The 13,946-nt window shown below is 72.1% G+C and carries 16 protein-coding genes; 15 read left to right on the forward strand and 1 reads right to left on the reverse strand.

Going from position 1 to position 13,946, the window contains the following annotated elements:
- Nucleotides 1-12 precede the first annotated feature (12 nt).
- The 15 genes from BMY97_RS31110 to BMY97_RS31185 all read left to right on the forward strand — a co-directional run bounded on the left by BMY97_RS31110 (nucleotide 13) and on the right by BMY97_RS31185 (nucleotide 12,393).
- The gene (locus BMY97_RS31110; protein WP_091623673.1) at nucleotides 13-807 is read left to right on the forward strand and encodes a CPBP family intramembrane glutamic endopeptidase; all 795 of its coding nucleotides are present in this window, start codon (nucleotides 13-15) and stop codon (nucleotides 805-807) included.
- A gap of 193 nt (nucleotides 808-1,000) precedes the next feature.
- The gene (gene rpsP, locus BMY97_RS31115) at nucleotides 1,001-1,444 is read left to right on the forward strand and encodes a 30S ribosomal protein S16 (RefSeq protein ID WP_091623675.1); all 444 of its coding nucleotides are present in this window, start codon (nucleotides 1,001-1,003) and stop codon (nucleotides 1,442-1,444) included.
- A complete protein-coding gene (locus BMY97_RS31120; RefSeq protein WP_003103110.1) occupies nucleotides 1,441-1,680 on the forward strand; it encodes an RNA-binding protein in 240 nt (79 codons plus the stop codon). The genes rpsP and BMY97_RS31120 overlap by 4 nt, the downstream gene beginning before the upstream one ends.
- Nucleotides 1,681-1,695: 15 nt before the next feature.
- Complete coding sequence (gene rimM, locus BMY97_RS31125; protein WP_091623678.1) at nucleotides 1,696-2,211, forward strand: ribosome maturation factor RimM; 516 nt, start codon at nucleotides 1,696-1,698, stop codon at nucleotides 2,209-2,211.
- A gap of 1 nt (nucleotide 2,212) precedes the next feature.
- Complete coding sequence (locus tag BMY97_RS31130) at nucleotides 2,213-2,950, forward strand: hypothetical protein (RefSeq protein WP_245787590.1); 738 nt, start codon at nucleotides 2,213-2,215, stop codon at nucleotides 2,948-2,950.
- 4 nt (nucleotides 2,951-2,954) lie between these two features.
- Nucleotides 2,955-3,701: a tRNA (guanosine(37)-N1)-methyltransferase TrmD gene (gene trmD, locus BMY97_RS31135; protein WP_091623681.1), complete on the forward strand. Its 747-nt coding sequence runs from the start codon at nucleotides 2,955-2,957 to the stop codon at nucleotides 3,699-3,701.
- A gap of 171 nt (nucleotides 3,702-3,872) precedes the next feature.
- Nucleotides 3,873-4,241: a 50S ribosomal protein L19 gene (rplS, locus tag BMY97_RS31140; protein WP_091623683.1), complete on the forward strand. Its 369-nt coding sequence runs from the start codon at nucleotides 3,873-3,875 to the stop codon at nucleotides 4,239-4,241.
- A gap of 31 nt (nucleotides 4,242-4,272) precedes the next feature.
- Nucleotides 4,273-5,208, forward strand: coding sequence for a signal peptidase I (lepB, locus tag BMY97_RS31145; protein ID WP_091623686.1), 936 nt, complete (start codon nucleotides 4,273-4,275; stop codon nucleotides 5,206-5,208).
- Nucleotides 5,209-5,304: 96 nt separating this feature from the next.
- Entirely contained in the window at nucleotides 5,305-6,084 is a 780-nt protein-coding gene (locus BMY97_RS31150; protein ID WP_091623689.1) for a ribonuclease HII, read from the forward strand.
- Nucleotides 6,081-6,404 carry a DUF2469 domain-containing protein gene (locus BMY97_RS31155; RefSeq protein WP_003096226.1) on the forward strand — a complete coding sequence of 108 codons (324 nt, stop codon included), beginning with the start codon at nucleotides 6,081-6,083 and terminating at the stop codon, nucleotides 6,402-6,404. Before BMY97_RS31150 ends, BMY97_RS31155 begins: the two co-directional genes overlap by 4 nt.
- Nucleotides 6,405-6,634: 230 nt before the next feature.
- Nucleotides 6,635-7,015, forward strand: coding sequence for a YraN family protein (locus tag BMY97_RS31160; protein ID WP_091623691.1), 381 nt, complete (start codon nucleotides 6,635-6,637; stop codon nucleotides 7,013-7,015).
- Nucleotides 7,015-8,526 carry a YifB family Mg chelatase-like AAA ATPase gene (locus BMY97_RS31165; protein ID WP_091623694.1) on the forward strand — a complete coding sequence of 504 codons (1,512 nt, stop codon included), beginning with the start codon at nucleotides 7,015-7,017 and terminating at the stop codon, nucleotides 8,524-8,526. The genes BMY97_RS31160 and BMY97_RS31165 overlap by 1 nt, the downstream gene beginning before the upstream one ends.
- A gap of 641 nt (nucleotides 8,527-9,167) precedes the next feature.
- On the forward strand, nucleotides 9,168-10,358 hold the full coding sequence (gene dprA, locus BMY97_RS31175) for a DNA-processing protein DprA (protein WP_091623699.1): 1,191 nt from the start codon (nucleotides 9,168-9,170) through the stop codon (nucleotides 10,356-10,358).
- Nucleotides 10,359-10,418: 60 nt separating this feature from the next.
- The gene (locus BMY97_RS31180; RefSeq protein WP_091623779.1) at nucleotides 10,419-11,435 is read left to right on the forward strand and encodes a tyrosine recombinase XerC; all 1,017 of its coding nucleotides are present in this window, start codon (nucleotides 10,419-10,421) and stop codon (nucleotides 11,433-11,435) included.
- Between the two features lie 109 nt (nucleotides 11,436-11,544).
- Entirely contained in the window at nucleotides 11,545-12,393 is an 849-nt protein-coding gene (locus BMY97_RS31185) for a FliA/WhiG family RNA polymerase sigma factor (RefSeq protein ID WP_091623702.1), read from the forward strand.
- A gap of 36 nt (nucleotides 12,394-12,429) precedes the next feature.
- Here BMY97_RS31185 and BMY97_RS48725 read toward each other — a convergent pair whose 3' ends face one another.
- The gene (locus BMY97_RS48725) at nucleotides 12,430-12,882 is read right to left on the reverse strand and encodes a murein hydrolase activator EnvC family protein (RefSeq protein WP_245787595.1); all 453 of its coding nucleotides are present in this window, start codon (nucleotides 12,880-12,882) and stop codon (nucleotides 12,430-12,432) included.
- Between the last annotated feature and the right edge of the window lie 1,064 nt (nucleotides 12,883-13,946).

The following is a 13,946-nucleotide window of genomic DNA, read 5'->3' on the forward strand; positions in this document are numbered from 1 at the left end:
CGGAGGGCCGGCGTGACGACTTCCCAGCCACGGGAACCACTTCCGGGCACTCCGGACGCGGCGGAGGAACTGGCCGGCCTGCCGCGCGAGTTCCCGCCGCACCGCTGGGGGTTCGGCGCCTTCCTGCTCGTCGAGGCCGTGCTGCTGGCCTCGGCCGCGTTCGTCAGCGTGCTCGTCGGCGACCCCGCGCCCGGTCAGCCGCTGCCCATCCGGACGGTGCTGCTCGGCACGATGCTGCCGACGATGATCGCCGCCGGCGTCGCCGTGCTGGCCACCAGCCTGCGGGGCAACGGCCCGGTGATCGACCTGCGCCTGCGCTGGCGCTGGTCGGACGTGAAGGCCGGCCTCAAGTTCGGCCTGCTCGGGCTGGTGCTCACTTCGCTGAGCGCCTACGTCTGGACCGAGCTGGTCGGCAACGCGGACGCGACGTCCGCGATCAGCGCGCTGATCGACGACCGGAAGATGTCGGTGTCCGCGGCCGTGGTGATGTTCGTCTACCTGTGGCTGGCCGGCCCGATCTGCGAGGAGATCATCTACCGCGGGCTGCTCTGGGGCGCGGTCGAACGGCTCCAGTGGCGCAGCGAGCGCTGGGGCCGGATCGCCGCGTTCCTGCTGTCCACGGCGGTGTTCGCGGCCAGCCACCTCGAGCCGTTGCGCACCACGCTCCTGCTGGTCATCGCCGTGCCGATCGGCCTCGCCAGGTTCGCGACGGGACGGCTGGCCGGCAGCGTCGTGGCGCACGCGGTGAACAACTTCCTGCCCGCCGTCGCGATCCTGTTCGGCGCGCTCGGGCTGTCCTCGTTCTGAGCTTTTCCCGGCACTGTTCCCGGCCTGTGTGCAGGCACGTCACGGCCGTCTGGCAGAATGTTCGCTTGCCTGCTTCCGTCGGACCCTCTCACCGCACGGGAGCTCCTGACCTTCGGGTGCCCTCGGCCGTGTCCCCACTCGGCTGACGGGCGCTCACACTCGCACCAGAGAGAACTGAGGAGTACCCACACCCGTGGCCGTCAAGATCAAGCTGCAGCGCCTCGGCAAGATCCGTGCGCCGTACTACCGCATCATCGTCGCCGACGCGCGCACCCGCCGGGACGGCAAGGCCATCGAGACGATCGGCAAGTACCACCCGAAGGAAGAGCCGAGCTTCATCGAGGTCGACACCGAGCGGGCGCAGTACTGGCTGGGCGTCGGCGCGCTGCCGACCGAGCCGGTCCAGCGCATCCTCGAGGTCACCGGCGACTGGCAGAAGTTCAAGGGCCTGCCGGGCGCCGAGGGCACCCTGAAGGTGGCCGAGCCGAAGCCGTCCAAGCAGGACCTGTTCAACGCGGCGCTGGCCGCGGCCGGCGAGGAGCCCTCCACCGAGGCCACCACGCCGAAGAAGAAGTCCGCCCCGAAGAAGGCCGAGGCCGAGAAGGCGGAAGCCGCTGAGGGCGAGAAGTCCGAGTGAGTTTTCTCGCTGACTCCCTCGAGCACCTGGTGCGCGGGATCGTCGACAACCCGGACGAGGTCCGGGTCGAGCTGCTGACCACGCGCCGTGGCCGGACGCTCGAGGTGCACGTGCACCCCGATGACCTCGGCAAGGTGATCGGCCGGGGCGGTCGTACCGCGACCGCCCTGCGCACCGTCATGGGCGGCATCGGCGGCCGCGGCGTCCGGGTGGACGTCGTCGACACCGACCGCTGACCCGGCCGTATTCGGATGGACGTCGTAGTCGGCCGGATCGCCAAGGCGCACGGGATCCGCGGGGAACTCGCGGTGGACGTGCGCACGGACTCGCCGCAAGAGCGGTTCAAGGTCGGTTCGGCGGTCACGACGAAGCTGCGTGACGGCAGCAAGAGGGAACTCACCATCGCAGCCGCCCGCGAACACAGCGGGCGGCTGCTGGTGCGTTTCGACGAGGTGCTGACCCGGGACGTCGCGGAGACCCTGCGCGGCGCCCTGCTGGTGGTCGACACCGCCGACCTGCCGCCGATCGACGACCCGGACGAGTTCCACGACCACGAGCTGACCGGCCTGCGTGCCGAGCTGGCCGACGGCACCGTGGTCGGCAAGGTGGTCGAGGTCGTGCACTCGCCCGCGGGCGAGCTGCTGGAACTGGACGTGGACGGCCGCGAGGTGCTGGTCCCGTTCGTGCTGGCCATCGTGCCGACGGTGGACGTCGCGGGCGGGCGGGTGGTCCTCGACCCACCGGAAGGCCTCCTGGACGAGGACTGAGTTGACCCTTTCCCTTCGCGCCCGCGCCGCCGTGTCCCGCTTTCTGGTGTTCGGTGCCGTGGTGCTCGGCTGCGCGTCGCTGACCGCGCCCGCGGCCCAGGCCGCCGCGCCGGTGTACGGCGACTTCTCCCTGATGTTCAGCCGCAGCGCGGGCCAGTACGCGCCGCCCGGCGAGCAGGCGTTCCAGTGGGCCTGGTCGCCGCAGTCGGCCACCGAGTCGCAGATCTCCTGGGGCGACCCGAAAACCTGGCCGCCGTCGTACGCGGAGCACTTCCTGCGCGACGGCGACTGGGTGCTGCTCGACGGCTGGGGCGGCAACGGCACGTACTACACCCAGCGCGTGACCAGCGAAGAACTCTGCCACGGCACGGCCTGCACCCCGCTCCCGTCGGACGGCGGGCGGCAGCACTACGTCCAGTGGACCGTGCCGTCGGAGGACTACCGGCTGGTCGCGAACGGGACCGTCACGGAGCAGAGCAGCGGCAAGAGCTTCCAGTTCCGGCACGCGCAGACCTGGGGCGCGCCCGCGCCGTGCAGCTCGGCCCGGTTCGGCGCGCGGACCTGCGTCACGCAGAGCGAATCGTGGTCTGACAACAACGGCCTGCCCGCCGGCGCGCCGATCCGCGAGACCCTGCGCCGGGACATCAAGATCGCCAAGGGCCTCGGCATGGCCTTCGCGATCGACCAGCAGGTGCCGTCGCCCTGGCACGCCGAGGCCACCGAATACTGGAACTGGTGACCCGGTGCGCATCGACGTCGTCACGATCTTCCCCGAGTACCTCGACCCGCTGCGCGCCGCGCTGCTCGGCCGCGCCATCGACCGCGGCCTGATCGAGGTCGGCGTGCACGACCTGCGCGAGTGGACCCACGACGTGCACCGCGCCGTGGACGACGCCCCGTACGGCGGCGGGCCCGGCATGGTGATGAAGCCGCAGATCTGGGGCCCCGCGCTCGACGAGGTCTGCGGCGAGGGCAGCCGGCTGGTCGTGCCGACGCCGGCCGGGCGGCCGTTCACGCAGGAGCTGGCGCACGCGTACACCGAAGAAGAGCACCTGGTCTTCGCCTGCGGCCGCTACGAGGGCATCGACCAGCGGGTGGTCGACGACGCGGCGCGGCGGATGCCCGTCGACGAGGTCTCGATCGGCGACTACGTGCTGGTCGGCGGCGAGGCCGCGGTGCTGGTGATGGTGGAGGCCGTGGTCCGGCTGCTGCCCGGCGTGCTCGGCAACGCGCGGTCGGCGGCCGAGGACTCCTTCTCCGACGGGCTGCTCGAAGGCCCCAGCTACACCCGCCCCGAGGTGTGGCGCGAACTGGCGGTGCCGGACGTGCTGCGCTCGGGCAACCACGCGCTGATCGACCGGTGGCGACGCGACGAGGCGCTCGTCCGGACCGCGCGGCGCCGCCCGGATCTCCTGGCCCGGTTGCCGGAGGGTAGCCTGGACCGTCGTGATCACGAGGTTCTCGACGGGCTCGGCGAGGACCTCGGCTAGACCCCGTGCGAAGCGAGCACCCGCGCCTCTGCCATACTTGACCGGTTGGCGTGAGTGGACCGCCTCGTTCACGAGCCCGCCATCAGCCCCTGGGTGAGACGCAGCAGCAGTGCTGCGCGCCCGGGGAGACGTAGTACCCAAGCCATACGAAATGACGAGGACGGACCACCGATGAACACCCTGGACGCGCTGGATGCGCAGTCACTGCGTTCCGACATCCCGGCCTTCCGCCCGGGCGACACGCTCAAGGTTCACGTCCGCGTCATCGAGGGCAACCGCGAGCGCAACCAGATCTTCCAGGGCGTCGTGATCCGTCGCCAGGGCGGCGGGATCCGCGAGACCTTCACGGTCCGCAAGGTCTCGTTCGGCGTCGGCGTCGAGCGCACCTTCCCGGTGCACTCGCCGAACCTGGCCGAGATCGAGGTCTTCAAGCGCGGCGACGTGCGGCGCGCGAAGCTCTACTACCTGCGCGACCTGCGCGGCAAGAAGGCCAAGATCAAGGAGCGCCGCGAGAACCGCGAGACCACCTCTGCCCGCTGAGTGGCGGAGCGGTTACCGGTAGCCTGGCGACGTGGTCGAACCCGTGCCCCAGAACGCCGCTGAGGATGACCCCGACCGCTCGGACGAGGACCAGCCCCGGCTGTCCCGCTCCGAGGAGCGTCGGGGCTCCCACCGGCGAGGCAAGTCCTCGAAGAAGCGGTCGTTCTGGAAGGAGCTGCCGATCCTGATCGTGATCGCACTGGTGCTCACGATCCTGATCCAGGCGTTCCTGGCCAAGGTCTACATGATCCCCTCGGGGTCCATGGAGGCCACGCTGCACGGCTGTCCCGGCTGCACCGGTGACCGCATCCTGGTCGACCGCGTCACGTACGACTTCACCGACCCGTCGCCGGGCGACGTGATCGTGTTCAAGGGCCCGCCCGCGTGGACCGAGAACGAGATCATGCCCCAGGAGTCGGGCAACATCGTGGTCCGCGCGCTGCGCGGGCTGGGCTCGCTGGTCGGCTTCGCGCCGCCGGACGAGCGCGACTTCGTCAAGCGCGTGATCGCCACCGGCGGCCAGACCGTGCAGTGCTGCGATCCGCAGAACCGCGTGATCGTGGACGGCAAGGCGCTCGACGAGCCGTACGTCCACTGGGAGAACCCGGACCACGCGGTCCAGGAGAGCTTCGCCCCGGTGAAGGTGCCCCAGGGCGCGCTGTGGGTGATGGGCGACAACCGCAACAACTCCGCCGACTCGCGGTACCAGGGCGGCGGCGGTCCCAACGGCGCGGTGCCGGTCGACGACGTGATCGGCAAGGCCCGGATCATCGTGCTCCCGCCGAGCCGCTGGGGCGGCATCACCGACCACAACCCGCAGGCGAGTGCCCAGCCGGTCGCGCTCGGCGCCCCGGCCTGGCAGGAAGGCCTGCCGCTCGGTGTCGGCATCGCCGGAGCCGTCCCCACGCTCTTCCTCGGACGGCGTGTGAAGACGGGCATCCGCAAGGCGGCCGGCCGGAGACGCTAGCGTGCTCCGCCCGAGCAGAGTCGTCAGACGGGTAGTGCAGCTGTGACCGTTCCCGTTCCCCGCCCCCCGGCCGAACCACTCCGGCCGCCGCGCGCCGTGGTGCGCGGCGAACTGCTGTGGGGCTTGCAGGGCGCGCTCGACCGTCGCGGCCTCGGGCCCGTCGCCGGAGTGGACGAAGCCGGCGCCGGCGCGTGTGCCGGGCCGCTGGTGGTCGCCTCGTGTGTGCTGCGCCCCGGCGACGGCGCCCGGCTGCCGGAGCTGACCGACTCGAAGATGCTCACGGCGAAGGCCCGCGACCGCGTCTACGACCAGGTCCTCAAGCGCGCGGTCGACTACGCGGTGATCGTCATCCCGTCCGAACAGGTCGACCTGCTCGGCATCCGGGTGATGAACCTGGAGGGCATGCGGCGGGCGGTCGCCGCGCTGCGCGACCATCCCGGGTATGTGCTCACCGACGGCTTCCCGGTCCCCGGCATCCCGGCCCCCAACGTCGCCGTCATCAAGGGCGACCGCTGCGTGGCCAGCATCGCGGCCGCGTCGGTGCTCGCGAAGGTGACCCGGGACCGGATCATGAAGGGCCTGCACGGCGAGCTGCCGCATTACGGCTTCGACGTGCACAAGGGCTACAGCACGGCCGACCACCTGGCGGCGCTGGACGAGCACGGGCCCAGCCCGGCGCACCGCTGGTCCTACACGAATGTGGCCACCGCGGCGGCCCGGCACGGCCTCACCCCACCGCATCCGGTCGTGCTCACCTACGCTGCCTTGGAGAACCCGAGCGTGCCGGTCCGTGCCCTGGCCAGCTCGGTGGGTAAGAATGAACGCTCCGCCGCCGGAGCAGCAAGACGAACGCGAGGAGGGGCGCGGATTTCATGAGCGCAGAGGATCTCGAGAAGTACGAGACCGAGATGGAGCTCTCGCTGTACCGCGAGTACCGCGACATCGTCGGCCAGTTCTCGTACGTGGTGGAGACCGAGCGTCGGTTCTACCTGGCCAACGCCGTCGACGTGCAGGTGCGTGACGGTGGTGGCGAGGTGTACTTCGAGGTCCGCATGTCGGACGCGTGGGTCTGGGACATGTACCGCCCGGCCCGGTTCGTCAAGCACGTCCGGGTCATCACGTTCAAGGACGTCAACGTGGAGGAACTCGACAAGCCGGACCTCCGGCTGCCCGAGGACGGCCCGTTCTCGGGCTGATTCTTCCTGCGCGCTGAAGGCCGTCCGGACCTGTTCCGGGCGGCCTTCAGCGCGTTCCCGAGCACAGGGGTCTGACAGTTTCGGGCTCGGGTGCCGGTTGTCGCGTGGGTTTTCCACAGTGGCCCGGTTGTCCACAGGTTGGTTTTCCGGCTCTGGTGGCGGGCCTGGTTACTTTGCGAATGTGGTTTCACACGTTCCGTGATGGTCGCGGGACGGGTGAGGGGGCCACGATGAAGGACAGTCTTCGGCGGCGCGCGCTGTGGCGTCGCGAGTTCGGCCGCTGGGGTGAGGACCTGGCGGCGCGGCACCTCCAGGAGGCGGGGCTCGTCCTGCTGAGCCGGAACTGGAGCTGCCGGGAAGGCGAGCTGGACCTGGTGCTGGCCGAGGGCGACCGGGTGGTGTTCTGCGAGGTGAAGACCCGCTCTGGCGACGACTACGGCACCCCGGCCGAGTCCGTCACGCCGGAGAAGGTCGATCGCGTGCGCAAGGCGGCGGAGCAGTGGCTGCGGGCGTTCCGGATCGGCTGGTGCCGCACGCGGTACGACGTGGTCACGGTCTTCGCGCCGGTCGGCGGGCAGCCGACGGTGCGGCACCTCCCGGGGGCGTTCTGATGCCGCTGGCGAAGGCGTGGTCGGTGGCCCTGCTCGGGATCGAGGGCCGGGTGGTGGAGATCGAGGCGGACCTGGGCGGCGGGCTGAGCCGCGTGACGCTGGTCGGCCTGCCGGACGCGGGCCTGCGCGAGGCGAAGGACCGCGTGCGCTCGGCGGTGCGGAATTCGGGCCAGCCGTGGCCCGACGGCAAGGTGACGCTGGGGCTGTCGCCGGCGAACCTGCCCAAGGTGGGCTCGGGATACGACCTCGGCATCGCGGCGGCGGTGCTGGCGGCCACCGGCGCCGTGCCGGCCACGAAGCTGCTGCGCACGATCCTGCTCGGCGAGCTGGCGCTGGACGGCCGGATCCGGCCCGTCCGCGGTGTCCTGCCCGGTCTGCTCGCGGCGCGGGCCGCGGGGTACGAGCGCGCGCTGGTCCCGTCGGAGTCGCTGGGGGAGGCGGCGCTGGTCGAGGACCTGGAGGTCGCCGGGGTCTCGCGCCTGGCCGACCTGGTGGCGTGGCTGAAGGACGAGGGCGAGCTGGAGCCGCGGCCCGAACCGGCGCTCCCGGACCCGCCCGCGGTGCCGGACCTGATCGACGTCGTCGGCCAGCCGGAGGCGCGGTGGGCGCTGGAGGTCGCGGCCGCGGGCGGCCACCACCTGCTCCTGACCGGTCCGCCCGGCGTCGGGAAGACCATGCTCGCGAAGCGGCTGCCGGGCCTGCTGCCGCCGCTCTCACCGGAGGAGGCGCTCCAGGTCACGGCGGTCCACTCGGTGGACGGCACGTTGTCGAAGTCGTCGCCGCTGGTCACCGTCCCGCCTTTCGTCGCCCCGCACCACTCGATCACCGTCGCGGCTCTGATCGGCGGCGGCAGCGGCCTCGCCGTGCCCGGCGCGATCAGCCGGGCCCACCGGGGTGTGCTCTTCCTGGACGAGGTCTGCGAATTCGGCCCCGAGCGGCTCGACTCGCTGCGCACCGTCGTCGAAGAGGGCGAGGTCCGCATCGCGCGGGTGAAGGGCGCGGTCCGTTATCCCGCGCGGTTCCAGCTCGTGATGGCGACCAACCCGTGCCCCTGCGCCCAGCCGCGCGAGATCGACTGCACCTGTTCACCTCTCGCCCGCCGCCGCTACTTCGCGCGCCTCTCCGGCCCTTTGCTGGACCGCGTCGACCTCCGCGTCAGCCTGCGCCCGCTGACCGCCATGTCCGCCCACCTGACCCCCACCCCGGAACCGTCGGCCACGGTCCGCGCCCGCGTCCAGTCGGCCCGCGACCGCGCCGCCCACCGCTGGCAAGCCCACGGCTGGCAGTCGAACTCGGAAGTCCCGGGCCCGTCCCTGCGCCGCGAGTTCCTGCTGCCCCCGACCACCACCGCCCTACTGGACAGAGCCCTCACCAAAGGCGCCCTGACCGCCCGCGGCGCCGACCGCTGCCTCCGCATCGCCTGGACCCTCGCCGACCTGGCCGGCACCCCCCACCCCACCGCCGACCACGTCTCCGCCGCCCTCGACTTCCGCGAACGGGCAGTCGCATGATCCGCCGGCCCACCTCAGCTGTTCCCGCCACTGCTGTTCCCACCCTCGCGGGCTGTCGTCCGTGGCTCGCTCCGTCTCGTGCTCGCTCGCCGCATGCCTTCGCTCGCCGCGCTCTGCCGTGCGTTCCTCCGCCGGCTCGCGCGCCGCTCGGCTTCGCGCGCCGCTCGCTGTCATGCGTTCCGCTTCGCGCTCGCGCGCCGTTCGCCTTCGCAGGCCACCGGCCGTCGCTCGCTCCGCCTCCTGCTCGCTCGCCGCTCGCTGTCGTGCGTTCCGCTTCGTGTTCGCCCCGAGGCTCGCCTTCACGGGCCGCCCGCTGTCGCCCGTGCCGTCTCGCCGCCCGGCCCCTGCTATGCGGTCCCGCGTTCGCACACCGCCCACTGTCGCTTACCTCGCTTCACTGCAAGTCCCGATTCCCTGAATGGAGTTCCCATGACCCACCCCACCCGTCCTCGCCCTGCCGGCCACCAGCACGCCGACACGCGCAAGCCGCGCCACCTGCACCTCGTCCCGCAGCCGCCCGCAAGCCGGGAAATCGACCCCGCCCAAGTCCGCGCGCGCCTCGGCCCCGTGCGTGCCCTGGCCTCCGCTCCGCTGCACCCCCTCGCCGTTCAGCCCGCGTCAGGACCCAGAGGGAGCGCCGCATGAGCATCGCGCCCCGGGCAGCCGGTCAGGCCACTTCCCGCGAAGCCGAGCGCCTTGCCAGCGCGTACCTGTTGCGCGTCGCCGAGCCGCCCGCGCCGGCGCTGGTCGCCTTCGTGGCAGCGCGCGGTCCCGTCGAGGCCGCGGAGCGCGTCCGCACCGGTGACTGCCCAGCGAAGGTGCGCAAGGAGACCGCGGCCCGCAAAGACGTCGAACTCGCCGAGCAGGATCTCGCGGAAGCCGCCAAGATCGGTGCCCGCCTGGTGATCCCCGGGGACGACGATTGGCCGGCCTGGCCGTTGCACTCGCTCACGGTCGCCACTCACGACGGCGTCGCGGACGTCGCTCCGCCGCTGGCGTTGTGGGTGCGGGGATCGGTGTCGCTCGGCTTGGTGGCGGATCGCGCCGTGGCCGTCGTGGGCGCGCGGATGTGTTCGAACTACGGCCAGAACAACGCGGGAGAACTCGGCTACGGCCTGGCATCGCGACAAGTGCCGCTCTTCTCCGGTGCCGCCATCGGCATCGACGCGGCCGCCCATCGCGGAGCGCTCGCGGGCGGCGGCGTGACCGTCGCGGTGCTGGGGTGCGCCCTGGACGTCGACTACCCGGCCGGTCACCAAGGACTGCTGAAGAAGATGGCCGACCACGATGGCGCGGTCATCAGCGAGTACCCGCCCGGCACGCCGCCCGCGCGGTACCGATTCCTCGTCCGCAACCGGCTGATCGCGGGCCTCACCGACGGCACCGTGGTCGTCGAGGCCGGCCGCCGCAGCGGCGCGCGCAACACCGCGACCACGGCGGGCGCACTCGGCAAAGTCGTGATGGCCATGCCCGGCCCGGTCCACTCACGCACGTCGGCCGGCTGCCACGACCTGATCCGCGACTGCAAGGCCACGCTCGTCGCGAACGTCGACGAAGTGCTGGACACCGTCGGCCGCTTCGGCCCGCCGCCGAAGGAAGCCACCCCGCAACCGCGTCCGACGGACGGGTTCGGAAAAGAGGCCATGCGCGTTTACGAGGCGCTGGTACCGCGCGCCGGCCGGTCGGCCGACGAGGTCGCCGCGGAGTCGGGGATCCCGGTCTCGCGGGTCAGAGCGGTGCTGCCGGAGCTGGAACTCGACGGGTTCGCCATGCGCGGGGCGACCGGGTGGCGCCGGATCATCCGCTCGGCGCCGCAAGGGAACCCGTCGTGAACGGCCCGCCCCGCGTGGCGATGCTTGACCAATGGCGGGAGTTCGCGCAGCGTGATCGCCATGCCGTCAGGGAGCGTCCGCCGCGACGCAGCCGCTCGACCGGCCGGGCACCGGAAGGGCCCGCCGCGTGTGGATCTGCACGCGCTCCGGGAGGGGTTGCCGCCGGCCGTGCGGTCGGTCGTCGCCGACTACGAGCGGCATCTGACGCTGGAGCGTGGCCTGTCGCCGCATACCGTGCGCGCGTACGTCGGCGATGTCGTGTCCCTGCTGGCGTTCCTGACCGAGGGGGAGGACGGCCCGGTGCGCGGGTTCGCCGAACTCGACATCGGGCTGCTGCGAGCCTGGCTCGCCAGGCAGCGCGCAGGAGGGTCTGGTCGGACGACGCTGGCCCGCCGGGCCGCGTCGGCGCGCACGTTCACGGCCTGGGCCCACCGCCAAGGCGTGCTGAAGGCGGATCCGGGCGGGCGGCTCGCCGCGCCGCGGGCGCACCGGACGTTGCCGGGGGTGCTGCGGGAGGACCAGGCGGACGAGCTGATGCGGGCGTCCGAGGCCGGCGCCGCCCAGCGTGATCCGGTCGCCCTGCGTGACCGCGCGATCGTCGAGCTGCTGTATGCGACTGGAATTCGGGTGTCGGAACTGTGCGGACTGGACGTCGGCGCGGTCGATTTCCCCCGGCGCGTCGTCTCCGTGATCGGCAAGGGGGACAAGGAACGGATGGTCCCGTTCGGCGTCCCGGCGGCCGGGGCGCTCACCGCGTGGCTCGAGGCAGGGCGCCCGGAACTGGTCTCGGAACGGGCCGCGCACGCGCTCTTCCTGGGCGTTCGCGGCAACCGGCTCGATCCGCGGGCCGCGCGGCGAGTGGTGCACGAGGCGGTCGCCGCGGTGCCGGGCGCGGTGGACATGGGGCCGCACGGACTGCGGCATTCGGCCGCAACACATCTGCTGGAGGGAGGTGCCGATCTCAGGAGCGTTCAGGAACTGCTCGGTCACGCTACGCTTGCCACGACCCAGCTCTACACTCACGTGACCGTCGATCGGCTGAAGGCGATCCATGACCGAGCCCACCCACGGGCCTGACGAGGCCGGTGGCGACTCGGCCGGAAAAGCCGGGGCCGAACCGGCGGCGCACGCGCATCCGCACGAGCACGGAGACCATACTGACCCGCATGCCGAGAACGACCGTGCAATGAGTTCCACGCCTCCTGCCACGGAAACCGGGGTGAGCACCCCCGGCGCCGAGGACGCCGTCACCGCCGACGGGCGTCCTGGTTATGACGTCGACGCGGGGATCCAGGCGCTGTGGCAGCAGTTCGCCGACCAGCCGGACCAGACCTCGCGCGATCGGCTCGTGCTGCACTACGCGCCGCTGGTCAAGTACGTCGCGGGCCGCGTCGGCACCGGCCTGCCGACGCACGTCGACGTGGGCGACCTCGTGCAGTCGGGCATCTTCGGCCTGGTCGACGCCATCGAGAAGTTCGAGCCGGCCCGTGGCCTGCGCTTCGAGACGTACGCGATGCAGCGCATCCGCGGCGCCATCCTCGACGACCTGCGCGCCCAGGACTGGGTGCCGCGAGCCGTGCGCAGCAAGGCCAAGGAGACCGAGCGCGCCCTGGAGCGCCTCGGCGCGCGCCTGCACCGCGCCCCGACGGACTCCGAGCTGGCCACCGAACTCGGCGTCAGCCTCGACGACCTGCGCGACTTCTACGGGCAGCTGCAGCTCACCAGCGTCGTGGCGCTCGAGGACCTGGTCTCGGCCGGCAAGGACAGCGGCTCGCTGGTCGACACCCTCCCCGACGACGGCGCCGTCGACCCGGTCGCCGTCCTCGTCGACCAGGACAACCGCAGGCAGCTCGCGGAGGCCATCGCCCAGCTGACCGAGCGGGACAAGATCGTGGTCAGCCTGTACTACTTCGAAAGCCTCACCCTCGCCGAGATCGGCAAGGTCCTGGGCGTGACGGAGTCCCGCGTCAGCCAGCTCCACACCCGCGCGGTGATGCGGCTGCGGGCCAAGCTCGTCGAGCAGCCGGCCACCTAGCTGCCGCGTGCCGGGCTGAGGCTGCGGCTTCTGGAGTCAGGGCCCACCTCCCCACGGCTTGAGGCGCACCCGGCCGGGCGCGCCGGTCAGGGCGAGGGGGTCGACGTACTCCGCGCCGCGGCGGGCGCCCCAGTGCAGGCAAGCGGCGACGGAACAGCCCGGATGACCCGGTGTGACAGTGCCCAGCGGCTGTCCGCGGTAGACCTGTTGGCCGGTGGTGACCGTCGGGGTGATGGGCTGGTAGGTGGTGCGCAGGCCACCGTCGTGGTCCAGGGACACCACCCCGTGGCCCGCGACCTGCCCCGCGAACACGACGACGCCCACGTCCGCGGCGAGGACCTCCTGCCCAGGCGCCGCCGCCAGGTCGACCCCTCGATGCCCCGGCCCATACGGCGATTCGGGCGCCTCGAAGTACCGCGTGACCTGCGGCCGCGGTGACAAGGGCCAGGCCAGCCGGCCCTCCTGTGCCACGGGTGCCTGCCCGGGCAGCTCCGCGACGGCAGCGCGTGCGACGTCATTACGCGCGACGCTGGTGCGTGCGGCGCCATTGTGTGCGGCGGCTGTCTCGGCCTCGTTGGAGCCGATTGCCTCACTCGGGTTTGGGAGGATCGCTTCGCTCTCGTTCGGGGTGGCCGTCTCGCTCTCGTTCGGGGTGGCCGCCTTGGCCTGCGTGGCGAGAAGGTGGGCGCTGGCCTCCTGTGTGCTGGCGGCTCGAGCCGGTCCCGCGATCAGACCGGGCAGTGGGAGTACCAATACGGTCGCGATCAACAACGCCAGCTGCGTTCGGCGGATGGGCGGTCGGCTCGGGGGCCATGGCAGGAACTCGTGGGTGAGGCTGTTCTCTCGCCAATCCTGTGGCCGGGCCATCAGCCAGGGTGGCGCCCATTCTGGTGACCGGAGCAGGAGCCCGGCTTGCGGCCGAGGAAACGGCGAGTGCGGGAGACCGGCTTGCAGACAGCACCGGAACCAGGCGAGTGAGCGTCGGAGCAGCCAGATTGCCGGATTGCTCACCAAGTCGCGTGGTGATCGGTGCCGGGGCTGGGGGCGGAGGTGCGTTGCAGCCTGCCTCGGGGTCGGGCGCGGTCGGTCTGCGATCCGGTGCGAGGGGCCATGACTCAGCGGACGGTGACCGAGCAGGCGACGACCGAGCGACTGGTGACTGCCCGGGTCCTGACTGGGCGGCTGGTGCGTGACCGAGCGCTCGCTGTGCGGCCGGTGGCTGAGCGGGCGATCGCTGAGAGGGCGCGGACTTGCCGGGTGATCGCTGAGAGGGTGGGGGCGGGCCGGGTGATGGCTAAGTGGGTGGTGGCTGAGCCGGCTCAGGTAGCTGCGTGCGTGCATGCCCGGCCGCCATCGCGCAGAAGGGGAAGCTCGGTGGCGGCCGCGACCGCGGTGGCCATTGGCGGGGTGACGGTCGTTGGTCGGGCTGCTGGCAGCGCGGTGGCCACAGCGATGGACGCCGCCACTGCCACTGCCACTGCCACCGCTGCCGCCGCCGATGCTGCCGCTGCCGCCGCCGATGCTGCTGCTGCCGCAGCCACCGCTGCTGCCGC

Source organism: Amycolatopsis saalfeldensis, assembly GCF_900110575.1.
Classification (GTDB): Bacteria; Actinomycetota; Actinomycetes; order Mycobacteriales; family Pseudonocardiaceae; genus Amycolatopsis; species Amycolatopsis saalfeldensis.